Origin of the sequence: Pseudomonas entomophila (assembly GCF_013523165.1) — a bacterium.
Taxonomy (GTDB): domain Bacteria; phylum Pseudomonadota; class Gammaproteobacteria; order Pseudomonadales; family Pseudomonadaceae; genus Aquipseudomonas; species Aquipseudomonas entomophila_A.
On sequence record NZ_JAAMQI010000002.1, the window covers coordinates 193,417 to 210,083 of the forward strand.

Consider the following 16,667-nt stretch of genomic DNA (forward strand, 5'->3'; position numbering starts at 1 on the left):
TTCGACCCTACCCCCCTGAAGGCCCCGTGTTCCGTGGCCTGTAGAGGTGAGGGTCGGTGCGAAATGGTCGATTCGGTCGATTTTGGTCGATTTTTGACCATTTTTGACGGGTCCTCCCGAGGGTACCGGGGGTAGGGGGTAATTCGGGCCCCGCTTCTTCGCTATGTACGACCCAATTTCAGAGGTTGGTTGTTGTTTCGTCTATGGCCATTTCAACGATCGCACGCAAGCCGTACTGGCTGAACAAGAAAAGCATGGCCGAAAGCCTCGGGATCACCGTTCAAGCCTTTGATAAATGGGGGGTTGAGCCGGTCGCGAAGATCGGTCGCGAATCCTTCTACGACACCCGGTCGGTGCTCGACAACCGTCTGCAGCACCAGACAGGGAAACAACAACCTGGTGCTGCCGACATTGATCCGCTGATCGGACACAAGATCGACTTCGAGCGATGGCGGCCCACCAAGGAGCAGGCCGACGCCCAGGCCCGGAAAAACCGGGTAGGGGAGAAGGAGCTGGTCCCCGTCGCTTTCGCCACGTTCATGTTGGCCAGGCTGTGCGCTTTGCTGGCTTCCTACCTGGACACGATCCCCAAGAAAGTGAAGCTCAAGCACCCCGACCTCGAGATCCGTTTTATGGAGAGCTTCGAGCGGGAGATTGCTGTGACGCGTAACGAAGCGGCCGGTCTGGCCGAAACCATACCGGAGCTGCTAGATGAGTACGTCGCCGCCCTGGACAAAGAGTCTGGGTGAAGCGGTCAGGCGTGGCTTGGCCGCGCTCTACAAAGAACCCCCCCTGTCGGCCGTTGAGTGGGCCGACAAGCATTTTTACCTGTCGTCCGAGTCGTCCTATCAGGAAGGACGGTGGACCACGGCGCCGTTCCAGGTTGCGCTGCTCAATGCGATGGGCAATGACCTGATCCGCATCGTCAACCTGATCAAGTCAGCGCGGATCGGCTACACCAAGATGCTGATGGCGAACCACGGCTACAAGGTGCAGCACAAGAAACGCAACCTGCTCATGTACTGCCCGACCGACCCGGACGCGGAAGGCATGATGAAGCGGCACGTCGACACGATGATTCGGGACGTGCCGGTGCTGCTGGCCTTGGCCCCGTGGCACGGCAAGAAGCACGGTGATAACACCATCGACTCGAAGTGCTTCGAGAACCGCAAGATGCTGTGGTGCCTGGGTGGCAAAGCGGCCCGGAACTACCGCGAGAAAAGCCCCGACGAGGTGGTCTACGACGAGCTGTCGAAGTTCGACCCCGACATCGAGGGTGAAGGCGCACCGACGATGCTGGGCGACAAACGCCTGGAGGGTTCGACCTACAAGAAGTCGATCAGGGGGTCGACCCCCGGTATCGCCGGCGCCTGCCAGGTCAGCCGAGCCGCCGAGAAGTCTTCGCGGTACATGCGCTTTTATATCAAGGCCCCATGCTGCGGTGCTGAGCAAACCCTGAAATGGGGCGGGCCTGATGAGCCGTATGGCTTGAAGTGGCGCAAGGGTGAGGACGGCGAGGTGGTAGCGGCTTGGTACCTGTGCGAGCACTGCCAGGGCGGCACGTTCGAGTACCACGAAATGGTCGAAGCGGCCGCCAAGACCGGGCGCTATATCTGCGACCGGACCGGCGTGTGGACGCGCGACAGCATGTCGTGGTTTCGCGCGGACGATAAGCCGATCGCGCCGCCGCGCTCGGTCACGTTTCACATCTGGACCATCTATTCGACCTTCACCACCTGGGTAGAGATCGCCGCCGAGCGCGTCGAGGTCGGCAAAGACCGCGGCAAGCTGAAAACCTTCGTCAACACCACCCTCGGCGAGGTGTGGGAAGAGGACGAAACGGAAAAGGTCAGCTGGGAGCAGCTGCGCGAGCGGCGCGAGGTCTACCCGGCGCAGGTGCCGGCGCGCGCCCTGGTACTCATGGGATCGATCGATACCCAGGACGACCGCTACGAGTTGCGAGTATGGGCGTTTGGCTCTGGCGAAGAGTCATGGCTGATCTATCGGCGGGTGCTTACGGGCGACCCGTCCAGTATCGAGCTGCTGCGGCAGGTCGGGCTGGAGCTGCACCGACAGTTCACCCGTGCCGATGGCACGGTCATGGGCGTGATGCGGTGGTGCTGGGACTCCGGTGGTCACCACTCCGACACCGTCAAAGAGCAGAGCCGCAAGCACGGTCTGCATTGGGTCATCCCGATATTTGGGGCCAGTACCTACGGCAAGGCCATCGCCTCGTTCCCGAAGAAAAAAGACAAGAAGTCCAAGACCTACCTGACCGAGGTCGGTACCGACAACGCCAAAGAGGTCATCTACAACCGCCTCAAGCTACAGCCCGATGGCGATCGCCCGGTGTCTGGGCTTGTTCACTTCCCTGCAGACGATCTGATCTGCGACGACGACGAACTCAAGCAGCTGACCAGCGAAAGCAAGGTGTGGGTCATCGTGCGCGGTCGTCGCGTGCTGCGCTGGGACGCCAAGAAGCGGCGCAACGAAGCCCTCGACTGCTTTGTATATGCCCTTGCCGCGCTGCGGATCAGTCAGCAGAAGTTCGGCTTGGACCTTGAGGTGCTGGCCCTGCAGAACCCAGCAGTGCAGGCCTACAAGATTCAAGCGCAGCCGCTGGAACCCTACCCCGAGGCTGACGAGGAGGCTGATGAAACAGCCGCCGAGCAGCCAAGCGAACCCGAAAGCGAGCCGGAGCCTGCCCCAGTAGCAGATCCCCCGGCATCCCCCCAACCAGATCCCCCGTCAGTCTCTGGCGACTGGATCGATACAGGAGACAGCGGATGGCTTTGACCCCGCAGGAAATGGTAGATCGCTACCTGCAAGCTGAGGTCGACCTGCTCGAGGGCGGCAAGGACGTGCAGTTTGGCGGTCGCCGCGTGACGATGGCCGAGCTGCCGCAGATCCGTGCCGGCCGCTTGGAATGGGAGCGCCGCGCCGCTGCTGCAGCGCGCGGAGGGCGTCCAGGGCACTCCCTGGCGACGTTTGAATGATCGGTGACCTGGTCGACCGTGCCTTGGCACCGTTCTTCCCGCGAGTGGTCGCCGAGCGCATGCGTGCTCGCAACGTGATTCTGGCCTTCGAGGCCGCCAAGCCCTCACGCACGCACAAGCCCAAGAAACAGGCAAAAGACGCCGACAGCTCGCTGCACGGCTCGCTGAAATCCCTGCGTGAGCAGTGCCGCAAGTTGGACGAAGACCACGACCTGGTCACGGGCCTGTTCGATCGGCTCGAGGAACGCGTGGTCGGCGGGCCTGGCATCGCGGTCGAGCCGATTCCCCTGCGCTATGACGGCACGGTGCATACGACCTTTGCAGCAGCCATCAAGTCGCTGTGGGCCGAATGGTCGCTGCGCCCTGAGACCTCTGGCGAACTGACCCGGCCGCAGATGGAGCGGCTGGTGTGCCGCACCTGGTTGCGCGACGGGGAGGCCCTGGGGCAGATGCTCATGGGCAAGGTGCCAGGCTATACGCACCTGCACGGTGTGCCCTTCGCTATTGAGCTGCTCGAGCCTGACTACCTGCCGGTTGACTACGTCGACTACAGCGCCGGCATCGTCCAGGGCGTTGAGCGCGACAACTGGCGGCGGGTGATGGCTTATCACCTGCTCGACGGCCATCCGGGGGCCATGATTGGCCAGAAGTGGGCGAGCAACACCAAGCGCGTGCCGGCCGATCGGGTGATTCACATTGCCAACCGCAAGCGCATTGGTCAGAACCGGGGCCAGCCCCTGCTGCACGCGGTGGTCATCCGCTTGGCGGATATCAAGGATTACGAGCAGAGCGAGCGTGTGGCCGCGAGGATCAGCGCCGCGCTGGCCATGTACATCAAGAAGGGCACGCCTGACGACTATGTGCCACCGGGCCAGGGACAGGCGCAGCAGCAGCGCACCTTCCCATTCGGGCCAGGCATGGTGATGGACAATCTGCTGCCCGGCGAGGAAGTCGGGACGATCGAAAGTAACCGCCCGAACCCCTTCCTTGAAGGCTTCCGCAACGGCCAGCTCAAGGCCGTGGCCGCCGGCGCGCGCAGCACCTATTCGAGCGTGGCCCGCAGCTACGACGGCACCTACTCGGCGCAGCGGCAGGAGCTGGTCGAGGGCCAGCTGGGCTACGACCTGCTGCAGCACGAGTTCATCGACTACTGGTGCCGTCCGGTGTACCGGTCCTGGCTGCGCATGGCGGTCATGAGCGGACAGCTGCGCGTACCGCCTGACGTGGATCAGCGGACCCTCTACGGCGCCTTCTATCAAGGCCCGGTCATGCCCTGGATCAATCCGGTGCATGAGGCAACCGCCTGGGAAATCCTGGTCAAGGCAGGCTTTGCCGACGAGGCCGAGGTGGCCCGATCGCGGCAGCGCAACCCGTCCGAACTCAAGGCCTCGCGGATTGCGGAAATTGCCGCCAACCGCGAGGCCGAGCTGGTCCTGAGTTCGGACTACTACCACCAAATCTACGGGAAGAACCAAACCGATGCAGACGCAAACAAGGAACCTGCCCCCGCCGCTGATGGAGCCGCAGGGGTCGGTCGGGACGACGACGGATAACCCCGGCAGCAGCTGGTACACCATCAAGGCTGCTGCCACGCGCGGCGTGGCCGAGGTGTATCTGTTCGGTGACATTGGCGACTGGGGGATCTCGGCGCAGCAGTTCGCCAACGACCTGCGCGCCGTGGGCGACGTGTCGCAGATCAACCTGCACATCAACTCGCCCGGCGGTGCCGTCTTCGAAGGCATGGCCATGTACAACCTGCTCAAGAGCCACAAGGCGCGGGTAATCGGCACCGTAGTCGGCCTGGCCGCGAGCATGGGCAGCGTGGTGGCCATGGCCTGCGACGAGATCCGCATGCCGGCCAACGCCATGATGATGGTTCACAAGCCCTGGGGCATCCAGGGCGGTGACGCCGAGGCCATGCGCAAGTACGCCGAAACTCTCGACAAGTTCGAGACCGGCATGGTGGCGGTGTACGTCGCCAAGACCGGCAAGAGCGTCGAAGAGGTCGAGGCGTTGCTGACGGCCGAAACCTGGATGACCGGCGCCGAGGCGGTCGCCCTGGGCTTTGCCGACACCTTGCTTGACCCGATCGAAGCCTTCGCCACGATCAACTCCAACCGCCTGAAGGACTACACCAACATGCCCCCAGCTGCACAGCACCTCTTCACCCCACGCGGTTCGGTCACCCCGCCTGCAGGCGTGCCAGCAACGACGCCTGGCAACCCTACTGAAACCGCCGAGCAGATCGCCGCGCGTGTCCTGGCAGCTGACGGTGCTCGCCGTACCGCCATTCAGGCGGCCTTCACCCCCTTCACCGGGCATGAAACGCTGCGCGATACCTGCCTGAATGACCCCGGCTGCACGCTCGAGCAGGCCAACGCCAAGCTGCTCGAGGTCATCGGCCAAGGCACGACCCCGACCGGTACCGTTCGTCACCATGGCCACCTCACCAACGGCAACCTGGTGGGCGACTCGGTCCGTGCCTCGATCTACGCACGGGCCGGCCTGGACGAGCTGCAGAACGACAACGGGTTCAACTTCATGACCCTGCGCGAGCTGGCCCGTGCCTCGCTGGTCGAGCGCGGCGTGGGCGTCTCGACGCTCAACGTCATGAACATGATCGGACTGGCCTTTACCCACGGCTCGAGCGACTTCGGCAACATCCTGCTCGACGCGGCGTATAAGTCGCTGCTGACGGGCTGGGAGAAGTCCGAAGAGACCTATCACCTGTGGACCAAGAAAGGCCGCTTGAGCGACTTCAAGGTCGCCAACCGGGTAGGCCTGGGGTCGTTCTCGTCGCTGCGCGAGGTGCGTCCTGGTGCCGACTACAAGAACATCACCCTGGGCGACACCGGGGAGACTATCCAGCTGGCCACCTACGGCGAGCTGTTCACCATCAACCGTCAGGCGATCATCAACGATGACCTGGACGCGCTGACCGCGATCCCGCGCCTGATGGGTGAGGCCGCGCGTGCGACCATCGGCGACCTGGTCTACGACCTGTTGACCAAGAACGGCAAGATGAAGGACGGCCGACCGCTGTTCGATGCCTCGCGCAAGAACCTCTTCACCGGCGCCGCTTCCAAGCTGTCGATCGAGGCGATGAGCGCGGCCAAGACCGCCATGGCGCTGCAGCAGGCCACCGTGGCCAAGGACGCCAAGCCACGTCCGTTGAACATCCGTCCAGCCTTCCTGTTGTGCCCGGTGGCCCTGGAAGACAAGGCCAACCAGCTGATCCGCTCGGCCTCGGTACCGGGTGCCGAAACTAATGCCGGCATCGACAACCCCATTCGCAACTTCGCCCAGGTCATCGCTGAGCCGCGACTGGACGCGGATTCGTCGAGTGCCTACTACCTGGCGGCCAAGCAAGGTGCCGATACCATCGAAGTGGCCTACCTGGACGGCATCGAGACGCCGTATTTCGACCAGCAGGAAGGCTTCACCAGCGACGGTATCGCCTCCAAGGTCCGCATCGATGCCGGCGTGTCCGCGCTCGATGCACGCGGCTTGAACAAGTCCGCCGGCCAGTAAGCCGCACGCGATGCCAAACACCCCGCCTAAGCGGGGTTTGTTGTTTCTGGAGGAAGAGAATCATGGCGACCAACTATGTGAACAGTGGCGACACGCTCACCCTGCCGGCACCGACCGGCGGGTCGGAAAAAGGCGTGCCCCAAGTCATCAACGACCTGGCGGTCATGCCGCTGGAAAGCGGCTCCAAGGGCACGCTCATCACCTACCGCACGGCCGGGGCCTGGAGCGTCCCGGCTGACGCGTCCCTCAAGGCCGGCAACGCGGCCAGCGTGAAGGACGGCGCCCTGGTCGCGCCGGGTACGGAAGGCTCCAAGCCCTACGGCAAGCTGCTGAGCGATTCCGCCGGCGGCTATGCCGAAGTGCTGATCGTGCAGTGATGGCGACGGCATCGAGCTTTCGAGAGCGCGCGGCCCGGCGCCTGGACGGCCCCATCCTGCGACGTGTTGGCGATCGAGCCACGCTTGCCGATGGCCGTTCGGTGCTGGGCATCTTCGAAAACCCCTTCCACGATCCCCAGCTGGGCAGCAAGCGCCTGGCCTCGAGCATCAACGCTGAGGCTGTGCGCGAACCCCAGTTCAGTCTGCCGGTGGCCAACGCGGCGGGCCTGGGCAAGGGGGCGGCTCTGACCATCGAGCTGGCCCCCGAGGACGGTGGCGGGGCCTACACCGTTGTACGGCCGGAGCCTGATGGTACCGGCTGGGTAACCCTGATCCTAACGGTGAAGCATGAGCGAACAGCAGACATCACCTAGCGAGCTGACCCAGTTGCACACGGCCATGACCGAGGCCATGACCCAGGCGCTGCCGCAGTTGCAGAACATCGCGGCCTACCCGGTGCTCGAGGCCGGCATGAAACTGCCGGCGTTGTTCTATGCCATCACTGGCATGGCCCCTGGGCCAGACCCCGGCGACGGCCGCACCTGCATCGTGGCCACCTTCGAGGCCTTGATTCTGGTCGAAGAGGTCCGCGAACAGGCGCCGCTGCAGGCTGCGATCCTGGCCAGCAAGCTGGTCAAGTTGCTGGACGCGCAGTATTGGGATCTGGACTTCGTCGACCAGACCCAGGACGTGCAGGCCATGCCGTCGGAGATCACCCCGGAGCTACTGAAATGCGTCGGCTGGTCTGTGCAGTGGCGGCAGGATGTCTATCTGGGCAACACCGAATGGCCATGGCCAGACGAACCGCCGGGGTCGTTGGTCTTCGCCTTCGATCCCCAGTCCGGGCCGGGCAACGAAGGTCACTATCAAGCACCGGAGAGTCTGGCATGAGCTACGCGGCTGCCCAGGCCGACCGCATGCTGGCATGCCTGGTGATCCCTTGCTACGTCGTTGGGGTGGACCTGGCGGCCGGCAAGGTGCGCGTGTCAGACGGCGGCGACTGGACCAGCGCCTGGGTGCGCTGGCATGCCATAGCCGCCGGCAAGGCACGTCATTGGCGAGCGCCCAGCCTGGGTGAGCAGGGTGCGCTGATCAGCCCGAGCGGTGAGCCAGCGCAGGGCACGTTCGTGCCGGGGCTGTACGGCAATGCCGGCCAGCAGCCAGACAACCGCGACCACGTCGAGGTGTGGCGTTTCGACGATGGCGGCTCGCTGGTCTACGACTGGAAGGCCAAGAGCTACACCGTCACGGTGCCCAGCGGCACGGTCACCATCAAGGTCGGTAGCAGCACGGCGGTGCTCACTGACGACGCCATTACCGCCAAAACTTCGACCGCATCGGTAGAAGCCCAGGCGGTCACGGTCAAGGCGCCGAGCATCACCCTGCAGGGCAACGTCCAGGTCAACGGCGCGTTACGCGTAACGGGCGACATCTTCGGCGGCGCAAGGATCATCGATACCGCCGGCAACACCCCCAACCACAAGCATTGAGGCAGGCATGGCGAACAGCAAGACACGCGGACCCATCAACGGGGTCGACAGCGAGACGGTGGCCACCATGGTGGCTCGCCAGATCACCGGGGAATTTGATCAGTACCGCATGCGCGATTACTGGCGTCGGCTGCTGGCCGGCGACAACGAGCCAGAGGTTATCGCTGAGGGCCTGTGTCGCGCATTGAGCGGCGGCCGCTACATCGAAGGGCCGGCGCGCAGTGTGACGATTAACCTCAACATCCAAAGCGCGGCCAAGCCCCAGGCCCTGGCCGCTGCGCTGGCTGTAGAAGTCGAAAAGGCCGTCGCCAAGCACGGCTAACACCCCTCCCACAAACCCTTTCAAGGCCCGCCGCGTGCGGGCCTTTTCATTGGAGCCACACATGGCCACGAAGAAGACCACCGACGCCGAGGCTGATGCACCTGCAGCACCTGAAGCGGCCGCCGAGCAGGCGCGCGTCACCTTCCGCGACACCGTCTACACCTCCCGCTCACTGGTGCTGCCTGACAGCGACCGCGTGCTGCAGGTGCAGGCCCACGCCGTTTCGGTCGGGCCAGACGACGCTGAGGCCCTGAACTACCTGAGCAACCACGCGGACATGGCCAGGGAGTAACCCCATGATCGGACTGGACCGCCGCACGGGACAGCCGCTGTCCGGCAAAGCTCACCTGCAGCAGTCCATCGAAGTGATTCTGACCACGCCGGTGGGCAGTCGCCGGATGCGCCCGGAGTTCGGCAGCAACCTGCGCCGCTACATCGATCTGCCCGTCACCGAGGGGTGGAAAAGCGCTGTGCAGGCTGAGGTTGCCCGCGCGCTTGGACGCTGGGAGCCGCGCTTGAGGCTTGAGCGTGTCCGGGTGGTGGCCGTGGTCGGTGGGCAGATAACCATGCAGCTGACCGGCCAGTACCTGGGCGACAGCGCAATTCTCGAGGTGACGGCATGAGCACAATCGACCTTTCGGCGCTGCCGGCGCCGCAGGTGCTGGAAGACCTGGACTTTGAAGACACCTACCAGCAAAGCCTCACCGTGTTCCGCGAAAACATGGGCGAGAGCTGGAGCGCTGAGCTTGAGAGCGACCCGGTGACGGGTCTGCTCGAGGTAGGGGCCTTCAGTCGCTTGCAGGACCGCGCACGCGTCAACGATGCCGCCAAGGCCCTGCTGCTGGCCTATGCCAAGGGCGCGGACCTGGATCATCTGGCGGCCAACGTGCAACTCACGCGTCTGGTCGTCCAGGCTGAGGATCTGACGGCCGTCCCCCCGATAAAAGAAGTGCTCGAGGAAGACGACGCGCTCCGCGAGCGGGTACAGCTGGTTTATGAGGGCCTGACCACGGCCGGGCCGCGTAACAGCTACATCCTGCACGCGCGCAACGCCTCGGGGCGGGTCGCCGATGCGACGGCCGAAAGCCCATCGCCGGCCACCGTGGTGGTCACTGTGCTGAGCCTTGAAGGTGATGGCGCGGCAGATGACAGCCTGCTGGATGAGGTAGCGCTGCATCTGAACGACGACGATGTCCGGCCGGTCGGTGACCGGCTGATCGTGCAAAGCGCGCAGATCCTGCGCTACCAGATCAAGGCGGTTGTGTACTTCACCGGTAATGGCCCGGAAAACGAGGCCTTGCTGGCTGAGTGCATCCGGCGCGTGAAGACCTGGATCAACCCACGCCGGCGGCTGGGTGTCGAGGTGCCCCGGTCTGCCGTCGACGCGCAGCTGCACATCGCAGGCGTCAGTCGCGTCGACTTGATCGGCTGGGCCGACATCAAGCCTACCAAGGCCCAGGCCGCGTGGTGCTCGAGCGTGACCGTAACGCGAGGCACCTGACGTGACGAGTCTGCTCCCTTCCAACAGTACGCAGCTCGAGCGTGCGGTGGAGGCGGCCAGCCGTGACCCGGCCGGCATCCCCCTGCGCGCGCTCTACAACGCAGATACCTGCCCGGCGCACCTGCTGCACCAGTTGGCCTGGGCCTGGTCGGTCGACCGCTGGGACGACACCTGGTCCGAGTCGGTCAAGCGCTCGGTGATCCGCTCGGCGTTCTACGTCCACGCCTACAAGGGCACGATCGGCGCCCTGAGACGGGTGGTGGAGCCGTTCGGCTTCCTGATTGAGGTCGTGGAGTGGTTCGAGACCCAGCCGCATGGGGTGCCGGGCACCTTCGCGCTGCGCGTGGGCGTTTCGGACTCGGGTATCAGCGAAGAAACCTACAACGAACTGAGCGCGCTGCTCGACGACGCGCGGCCCGTGAGCCGGCACATGACGGCCTTGGCTATCAGCCTTGAGACCACCGGCCACCTCTACGTCGGCGGCGCGATCTTCGACGGGGACGAGTTGGACGTGTACCCGCCGGCGATCCGCGACATTGAAGTCACAGGCTCGATAGGCCGTGGCGGTCGCGAACACACTATCGACACCCTGGATATCTCATATGGTTGACCAGAACACCCAGTTTTACGCCATCCTGACGGATATCGGCGCCGCCAAGCAGGCCAACGCGGACGCCCTGAATATCCCCTGGACCATCACGCACATGGCCGTGGGCGATGCCAACGGTACCGACCCCAAACCCGATGCGTCGCAGACCAAGCTGATCAAGGAGTGGCGCCGCGCGCCGCTCAATCAGCTGAAGATCGACGACAAGGACAAGTCCATCATCGTCGCCGAACAGGTGATCCCAGCCGACGTGGGTGGCCGCTGGATTCGTGAAATCGGCCTGTTCGACAGTGACGGCGACTTGGTGGCGATCGCCAACTGCGCGCCTACCTACAAGCCGCTGCTCAGCCAAGGCTCGGGGCGTACCCAGGTCGTGCGCATGAGTCTGATCGTCAGTAGTGCCAGCAACGTGCAGCTCAAGATCGACCCTAGCGTCGTGCTGGCCACCCGTGAGTGGGTGACCGAGGAACTGGCCCGTCAGGACTTTAAACATTCGGTGCTTGCGGCCACCACGGGCAACATCACCCTCAGCGGCCTGCAGGCGGTGGACGGGGTATCGCTGCCTGCAGGTGCTCGGGTGCTGGTCAAGGATCAGAGCGCGGCCAAGGATAACGGCCTGTACCTGACCGCTATCGGCACCTGGACGCGCTGCCCGGATGCCAACACCAGCGTCAAGGTGACGCCCAACCTGCTGGTCTTGGTCGAGCGTGGCACGGTCAACGGCGATAGCGCCTGGCAGCTGGTCACCGACGCGACGATCAGCCTGGGCGTTACCGCTCTTGCCTTCGAAATGGTCTTCGGGCGCACCGGGGTCGCACCTGGTACCTACCGCAGCGTGCAGGTGGACAAGTACGGCCGCGTGGTCGCAGGCACCAACCCGACCACTGTCGCAGGCTATGGGCTGACCGATGTCTACACCAAGGCCCAGGTCGACGACGCGCTGAGCAAGAAAGCCAACCTGTCTTCGCCCAAGTTCACGGACGTACCCGAGGCGCCGACCGCTGAGGTAGGGACCAGCTCCAACCAGCTGGCCACCATGAAAGCCATCGTGCAGGGGTTGGGTGCGTATGGGTTGGCCGACAAGTCCAGCCGCCCGGCGGACCTGGATGCACTGCGCGGCACGCGCTTTTTCGGGTTCACGCACTGGACGATCGGCTCCCCGGTTGAGTCGGGAGCCTATGACGCGGTCGGCCTGCAGATCGAGTCCTACGGGCAGCGCACGCAGTTTGCGGTCTCAGGCGGTGCCAAGCTGCAGATCCGCACCGACGACAGCGAGGATTACAGCGGCTTCTCGCCGTGGGTTGAGCTGTCGACCGTGGACGCGCTGAGCGCACTTTCCAGTGCGATGGATATTCAGCTGAGCCAGAAGGCGCCTTTGGCCTCGCCCAAGCTCACCGGCAAGCCCGAGGCGCCGACAGCAGGCAAGGGGACCAACAGCGATCAGCTGGCCACCACCGCGTTTGTGCAGGCGGCTATTGCCGCGCTGGTTGACTCTGCGCCTGGTGCACTGGATACGTTGCGCGAGTTTGCAACGGCCTTGGGCAACGATCCGAACTTCGCGACCACGACGCTCAACGAGCTGGCCAAGAAGGCTAACTTGGCCTCGCCCAAGTTCACCGGCATTCCCGAGGCACCGACGGCAGCCGTGGGCACCAATACTGACCAGCTCGCGACGATGAAAGCCTTGCTGCAAGCCCTGGCGGCCTTCGGGCTGACCTCCGGGCGTTCCACTTTTGTCGATGACCTGAACGCGCTACGCGGCACCTGCTTTTTCGGGTTTGGTGAGAAGGCCATCGGCGCGGTTGAGGCAGGCATTTACGACGCGATCGGCTTTCAGATTGAGTCGGTAGGGCAGCGCACGCAGTTTGCGGTGCCGGGCGGGACTAGACTGTACATGCGCACGGACGACACCGGCGATGCCAGCGGCTTCGAGCCTTGGGGGGAACTGGCATCTATGAACGCGCTGAGCGCGCTGGCCGACATCGTGGCAGGCAAGGCGCCGATCACTTCGCCCAAGCTCACAGGCTTGCCCGAGGCGCCGACAGCAGGTAAAGGGTCCAACACCGCCCAGGTGGCCAATACGGCTTTCGTTCAAACGGCGATCGGCACGGTGGTCGATTCGGCGCCGAGTGCCCTAGACACCCTGAAGAAGATCGCCTCGGCGCTGGACAATGACCCGAACTTTGCCAGTACGGCCATGAACCTGCTGGGCCTCAAGGCGCCTTTGGCTTCGCCCAAGTTCACAGGCCTGCCCGAGGCGCCGACAGCCAGCAAGGGCACCAACACCAGCCAGCTGGCCACCACCGCCTTTGTACAGGCCGCCGTTGCGGCGTTGATTGACTCGGCACCTGGTGCGCTGGATTCGCTGCGCGAGTTGGCGGCCGCGATGGGCAACGATCCGAACTTCGCGACCACGATGCTCAACGAGCTGGCCAGGAAGGCCACCTTGGCCTCGCCCAAGTTCACAGGATCGCCCGAGGCGCCGACAGCCGCTGTGGGTACCAATACCGACCAAGTCGCCACGATGAAAGCCGTGCTGCAGGGCTTGGCGGCGTTTGGCCTCAGCACTACGCGTGCCGCACACGTTGGCGACCTAGACAGTCTGCGCGGTACTTCGTTCTTCGGGTTCACCAACAACAGCGTAGGTGCGGAAGTTACGTCGGGGGGCTATGACGCGGTCGGGTTTCAAATCGAAGGCCCTGGCCAGCGGACTCAGTTCGCCGTAGGCAGCGGTGCGCGGCTCACGATAAGGACCGACGACAGCAACGATTACAGCGGCTTTGAACCCTGGTTCGAGATGGCTACGGTCCAGGCGCTGAAAGCCCTTGAGGATCGGGACGTGGGCATGGTCGGCTATTTCGCCCTGCCTACCCCGCCACGTGGTTGGTTGAAGCGTAATGGCGCGGCAGTTTCGCGCACTACTTACGCGAATCTCTTCGCCAAAATCGGGACGAAGTTCGGGGAGGGGGACGGCTCTACGACGTTCAACCTGCCGGACGACCGTGAGTTGGTGGACAAGGCCTGGACCGATGGTTTGAACGCCGCCGACCCAGGGCGGGAACTGTTCTCGACTCAGGCCGGGCAGAACGAGGCGCACGTACACACCGGCACGACCAGCAGCGGCGGTGCTCACCAGCACAGCATCCAGGTTATCCGCGAGCGGATTGGCTCGGGTTATGTGGCTTCGGGCGGTAACGCTGTACTGGGCGATCAGGAAAGCGACGGCTTGCAAACGTACACATCAACAGTCGGCGGCGCGCACACCCACACGCTGAATATCAGCAGCAGCGGTGGTAGTGAAGTCCGCGTGGCGAACCGGGCTTATCTGGCCTGCATCAAGTATTGAAGGAGTACAACGTGGAAGATCAAGTCGATAAGACGAGTCCTCTGGCAACCTCATGGTGGGAGCTGCCGGGCGTCATGGCGCCAATTGTCTGCAACCTGGCGCCGCGCACCGGTGAATTCCTGTCCAGCAGCCCGGCCGATCCAAGTCCCCTGGAGCCAGGCGTGTGGTTGTTCCCGGCGCACATCTGCCACCTGGAGCCACCGGTGGTGCCTGACGGCTTCGTCGCGATCGCTGTGGAAGATGGCCAGGCCTGGCAGATCGTGGCCAACCATCGCGGCGCTGTGGTGTACAGCACCGAAACCGGCGCGCCGCAGGTATGGCAAGAGCTGGGCGACCTGCCGGCCGGCTGGACCCTGCAGGCGCCGGTGACCGAGTTCGACACCTGGGGCGGTGAGGAGTGGGTAGTGGACGAAGCGGCCAAGGCGAAAGCAGCCAGCCAGGCCGCGAGCCGAAAGAAATACCTGCTCGAGCAGTACGCCACCAGCATGATCGCCACGCTGCAGGACGCGGTCGAGCTGAACCTGGCCACGCAGGCCGAGATCGATGCGCTCAAGGCTTGGCGGGTCTTCCGCGTCCAGCTCAGCCGACTGGAGACGACCCCGGCGGCTCCCCCTGCCGAGCAGTGGCCGGCCAGTCCGAACATGGCCGCCACGGAAAATTGGCTCACCGGGCAAGGCTTCCAGGAACCAGCCACCGACACCGCCTAAAGCGCCCCGCATCGACGGGGCGTTTTCTTTTCTGCCGATCACAGGCCCTGCATTGCGGGGCCTTTTCACATCTGGAGATTGACCTATGAGTTTCTTCCACGGCGTCACCGTGACCAACGTCGACAAGGGCGCGCGCAACGTCTCCCTGCCGTCGTCCTCGATCATCGGTCTGGTCGACACCTTCACCCCGGCGCCGGCCTTCACCGCGCAGGTCAACGACCTGGTGCTGATCACCAGCGACCGCGAGGCGGTTTCGGCCTGGGGGCCTGACGCGGCGATCACCAAGGCCTGCATCGCCATCCTCACCCGATCCAAGGCCGTGATCGTCGCCTGTGGCGTGGCCAAGGTGGCCGAAGCGGCGGCGCAGGCCTCGGCGATCATCGGTGGCGTGCTGGCCAGCGGTAAGCGTACCGGCCTGCAGGCGCTGCTGGACGGCAAGAGCCGCTTCAACGCCCAGCCTCGCCTGCTGATCGCGCCCAAGCACAGCTCGAGCCTGCCCGTGGGGACGGCGCTGGTAAGCCTGGCCGACAAGCTGCGCGGCCTGGCCATCATCGACGGCCCAGGCACGACCGATGAAGCGGCCATGGCCTACGCCAAGAATTTTGGCGCCAAGCGCGCCTTCATGGTCGACCCCGGTGTGCAGTATTGGGACACCACGTCCAGCGGCACGGTCAACGCGCCGGCCTCGGCTTGGGCCGCCGGCGTGTTTGCCTGGACCGATGCCAACTACGGGTTCTGGGCCTCGCCTTCCAACAAAGAGTTGGTCGGGATCACCGGTACCACGCGCTCGGTGGAGTTCCTGGACGGCGACGAGACCTGCCGGGCCAACCTGCTCAACAACGCCAACGTGGCCACGATCATTCGTGATGACGGGTTCCGCCTGTGGGGTAACCGCACGCTGTCGAGCGATCCGAAATGGGCGTTCGTCACGCGGGTGCGCACCCTGGACATCATCATGGATGCCATCCAGGCCGGCCACAAATGGGCGGTCGACCGCTCGATCACGGCGACCTACGTCAAGGACGTGACCGATGGCCTGGAGGCGTTCATGCGCGACCTCAAGGCGCAGGGCGCGGTGATCAACTTCGAGGTCTACGCCGACCCTGAACTCAACACTGCCTCTCAGCTCGGCCAAGGCAAGGTGTATTGGAACATCCGTTTCACCGACGTACCGCCTGCCGAGAACCCCAATTTCCGCGTGGAAGTCACCGATCAGTGGCTGACCGAAGTCCTGGACAACGCTTAAGGAGCGCACAGCATGGCAATGATTCCCGAGACACTGACCAACTTTAACCTCTTCGCAGACGGTATCAGCTTCCAGGGCGATGTCCCGAGCCTGACCCTGCCCAAGCTCACGCTGAAGACCGAAGAGCATCGCGCCGGCGGCATGGACATGCCGATCGAGATGGATCAGGGCATGGAAAAGATGGAGGCCGGCTTTGTCACCACCGGCGTGCGCCGCGAGTCGCTGAAGTTCTTCGGCCTGGCTGACGGCAAGGCGTTCAACGGCACGTTCCGAGGCTCGTTCAAGGGCCAGGGCGGCAAGACCACCGCTGTGATCGTCACCCTGCGCGGCATGCTGAAAGAGGTCGACATGGGCGACTGGAAGGCAGGCGACAAGGCCGAGATCAAGCACAACGTGGCGGTGACCTACTACAAGCTCGAGGTCGGCGGCCGCGCGGTGTACGAGATCGATCCAGTTGGCATGCGCCGCGTTATCGACGGCGTCGACCAGCTGGCCAGCCAGCGCGCTGACCTGGGCCTGTAAGGCCCTCCCTGACCCCCTCATA

General features: G+C 64.2%; 18 protein-coding genes and 1 pseudogene. All 19 read left to right on the forward strand.

All coding sequences use genetic code 11. From position 1 onward, the window contains the following. Positions 1-203 precede the first annotated feature (203 nt). Positions 204-749 carry a terminase small subunit gene (locus G7Z99_RS02715; RefSeq protein WP_181091783.1) on the forward strand — a complete coding sequence of 182 codons (546 nt, stop codon included), beginning with the start codon at positions 204-206 and terminating at the stop codon, positions 747-749. Beyond that, on the forward strand, positions 712-2,796 hold the full coding sequence (locus tag G7Z99_RS02720; protein WP_181091785.1) for a phage terminase large subunit family protein: 2,085 nt from the start codon (positions 712-714) through the stop codon (positions 2,794-2,796). The genes G7Z99_RS02715 and G7Z99_RS02720 overlap by 38 nt, the downstream gene beginning before the upstream one ends. After that, complete coding sequence (locus G7Z99_RS02725) at positions 2,787-2,996, forward strand: hypothetical protein (RefSeq protein WP_027915047.1); 210 nt, start codon at positions 2,787-2,789, stop codon at positions 2,994-2,996. The genes G7Z99_RS02720 and G7Z99_RS02725 overlap by 10 nt, the downstream gene beginning before the upstream one ends. Next, positions 2,993-4,549 carry a phage portal protein gene (locus tag G7Z99_RS02730; RefSeq protein WP_181091787.1) on the forward strand — a complete coding sequence of 519 codons (1,557 nt, stop codon included), beginning with the start codon at positions 2,993-2,995 and terminating at the stop codon, positions 4,547-4,549. The genes G7Z99_RS02725 and G7Z99_RS02730 overlap by 4 nt, the downstream gene beginning before the upstream one ends. Further along, positions 4,476-6,527 carry a ClpP-like prohead protease/major capsid protein fusion protein gene (locus tag G7Z99_RS02735; RefSeq protein WP_375139130.1) on the forward strand — a complete coding sequence of 684 codons (2,052 nt, stop codon included), beginning with the start codon at positions 4,476-4,478 and terminating at the stop codon, positions 6,525-6,527. Before G7Z99_RS02730 ends, G7Z99_RS02735 begins: the two co-directional genes overlap by 74 nt. 62 nt (positions 6,528-6,589) lie before the next feature. Next, positions 6,590-6,904 carry a hypothetical protein gene (locus G7Z99_RS02740; protein ID WP_181091789.1) on the forward strand — a complete coding sequence of 105 codons (315 nt, stop codon included), beginning with the start codon at positions 6,590-6,592 and terminating at the stop codon, positions 6,902-6,904. Next, on the forward strand, positions 6,904-7,278 hold the full coding sequence (locus tag G7Z99_RS02745; protein WP_181091791.1) for a head-tail joining protein: 375 nt from the start codon (positions 6,904-6,906) through the stop codon (positions 7,276-7,278). Before G7Z99_RS02740 ends, G7Z99_RS02745 begins: the two co-directional genes overlap by 1 nt. After that, complete coding sequence (locus G7Z99_RS02750) at positions 7,253-7,795, forward strand: hypothetical protein (protein ID WP_181091793.1); 543 nt, start codon at positions 7,253-7,255, stop codon at positions 7,793-7,795. The genes G7Z99_RS02745 and G7Z99_RS02750 overlap by 26 nt, the downstream gene beginning before the upstream one ends. Then, the gene (locus G7Z99_RS02755; RefSeq protein WP_181091795.1) at positions 7,792-8,394 is read left to right on the forward strand and encodes a phage baseplate assembly protein V; all 603 of its coding nucleotides are present in this window, start codon (positions 7,792-7,794) and stop codon (positions 8,392-8,394) included. The genes G7Z99_RS02750 and G7Z99_RS02755 overlap by 4 nt, the downstream gene beginning before the upstream one ends. Before the next feature lie 7 nt (positions 8,395-8,401). After that, a complete protein-coding gene (locus G7Z99_RS02760; RefSeq protein WP_181091796.1) occupies positions 8,402-8,716 on the forward strand; it encodes a hypothetical protein in 315 nt (104 codons plus the stop codon). A gap of 61 nt (positions 8,717-8,777) precedes the next feature. Next, positions 8,778-9,008 carry a hypothetical protein gene (locus tag G7Z99_RS02765; protein ID WP_181091798.1) on the forward strand — a complete coding sequence of 77 codons (231 nt, stop codon included), beginning with the start codon at positions 8,778-8,780 and terminating at the stop codon, positions 9,006-9,008. A gap of 4 nt (positions 9,009-9,012) precedes the next feature. After that, positions 9,013-9,339, forward strand: a complete 327-nt coding sequence (locus G7Z99_RS02770; RefSeq protein WP_181091800.1) for a GPW/gp25 family protein — start codon at positions 9,013-9,015, stop codon at positions 9,337-9,339. Next, the gene (locus G7Z99_RS02775) at positions 9,336-10,217 is read left to right on the forward strand and encodes a baseplate assembly protein (RefSeq protein ID WP_181091802.1); all 882 of its coding nucleotides are present in this window, start codon (positions 9,336-9,338) and stop codon (positions 10,215-10,217) included. The genes G7Z99_RS02770 and G7Z99_RS02775 overlap by 4 nt, the downstream gene beginning before the upstream one ends. Position 10,218: 1 nt before the next feature. Further along, positions 10,219-10,827: a phage tail protein I gene (locus tag G7Z99_RS02780; protein ID WP_181091804.1), complete on the forward strand. Its 609-nt coding sequence runs from the start codon at positions 10,219-10,221 to the stop codon at positions 10,825-10,827. Beyond that, positions 10,820-11,644 (forward strand): annotated as a pseudogene (locus G7Z99_RS19795) (phage tail protein); the annotation flags it as partial. The gene G7Z99_RS02780 and the pseudogene G7Z99_RS19795, both read left to right, overlap by 8 nt. A 2,025-nt stretch (positions 11,645-13,669) precedes the next feature. Further along, a complete protein-coding gene (locus G7Z99_RS19800) occupies positions 13,670-14,170 on the forward strand; it encodes a phage tail protein (protein ID WP_258196935.1) in 501 nt (166 codons plus the stop codon). Positions 14,171-14,244: 74 nt separating this feature from the next. Further along, entirely contained in the window at positions 14,245-14,877 is a 633-nt protein-coding gene (locus tag G7Z99_RS02790) for a tail fiber assembly protein (protein ID WP_181091808.1), read from the forward strand. An 85-nt stretch (positions 14,878-14,962) separates the two neighbouring features. Next, complete coding sequence (locus tag G7Z99_RS02795; RefSeq protein ID WP_181091810.1) at positions 14,963-16,123, forward strand: phage tail sheath subtilisin-like domain-containing protein; 1,161 nt, start codon at positions 14,963-14,965, stop codon at positions 16,121-16,123. 12 nt (positions 16,124-16,135) lie between these two features. After that, on the forward strand, positions 16,136-16,645 hold the full coding sequence (locus G7Z99_RS02800) for a phage major tail tube protein (RefSeq protein ID WP_181091812.1): 510 nt from the start codon (positions 16,136-16,138) through the stop codon (positions 16,643-16,645). Positions 16,646-16,667 lie beyond the last annotated feature (22 nt).

Bases quoted from the DNA above. Each gene is read 5' to 3' on its own strand.
- G7Z99_RS02715 (WP_181091783.1), top strand. From the start codon at position 204: ATGGCCATTTCAACGATCGCACGCAAGCCGTACTGGCTGAACAAGAAA.
- G7Z99_RS02720 (WP_181091785.1), top strand. From the start codon at position 712: ATGAGTACGTCGCCGCCCTGGACAAAGAGTCTGGGTGAAGCGGTCAGG.
- G7Z99_RS02725 (WP_027915047.1), top strand. From the start codon at position 2,787: ATGGCTTTGACCCCGCAGGAAATGGTAGATCGCTACCTGCAAGCTGAG.
- G7Z99_RS02730 (WP_181091787.1), top strand. From the start codon at position 2,993: ATGATCGGTGACCTGGTCGACCGTGCCTTGGCACCGTTCTTCCCGCGA.
- G7Z99_RS02735 (WP_375139130.1), top strand. From the start codon at position 4,476: ATGCAGACGCAAACAAGGAACCTGCCCCCGCCGCTGATGGAGCCGCAG.
- G7Z99_RS02740 (WP_181091789.1), top strand. From the start codon at position 6,590: ATGGCGACCAACTATGTGAACAGTGGCGACACGCTCACCCTGCCGGCA.
- G7Z99_RS02745 (WP_181091791.1), top strand. From the start codon at position 6,904: ATGGCGACGGCATCGAGCTTTCGAGAGCGCGCGGCCCGGCGCCTGGAC.
- G7Z99_RS02750 (WP_181091793.1), top strand. From the start codon at position 7,253: ATGAGCGAACAGCAGACATCACCTAGCGAGCTGACCCAGTTGCACACG.
- G7Z99_RS02755 (WP_181091795.1), top strand. From the start codon at position 7,792: ATGAGCTACGCGGCTGCCCAGGCCGACCGCATGCTGGCATGCCTGGTG.
- G7Z99_RS02760 (WP_181091796.1), top strand. From the start codon at position 8,402: ATGGCGAACAGCAAGACACGCGGACCCATCAACGGGGTCGACAGCGAG.
- G7Z99_RS02765 (WP_181091798.1), top strand. From the start codon at position 8,778: ATGGCCACGAAGAAGACCACCGACGCCGAGGCTGATGCACCTGCAGCA.
- G7Z99_RS02770 (WP_181091800.1), top strand. From the start codon at position 9,013: ATGATCGGACTGGACCGCCGCACGGGACAGCCGCTGTCCGGCAAAGCT.
- G7Z99_RS02775 (WP_181091802.1), top strand. From the start codon at position 9,336: ATGAGCACAATCGACCTTTCGGCGCTGCCGGCGCCGCAGGTGCTGGAA.
- G7Z99_RS19800 (WP_258196935.1), top strand. From the start codon at position 13,670: ATGGTCGGCTATTTCGCCCTGCCTACCCCGCCACGTGGTTGGTTGAAG.
- G7Z99_RS02790 (WP_181091808.1), top strand. From the start codon at position 14,245: ATGGCGCCAATTGTCTGCAACCTGGCGCCGCGCACCGGTGAATTCCTG.
- G7Z99_RS02795 (WP_181091810.1), top strand. From the start codon at position 14,963: ATGAGTTTCTTCCACGGCGTCACCGTGACCAACGTCGACAAGGGCGCG.
- G7Z99_RS02800 (WP_181091812.1), top strand. From the start codon at position 16,136: ATGGCAATGATTCCCGAGACACTGACCAACTTTAACCTCTTCGCAGAC.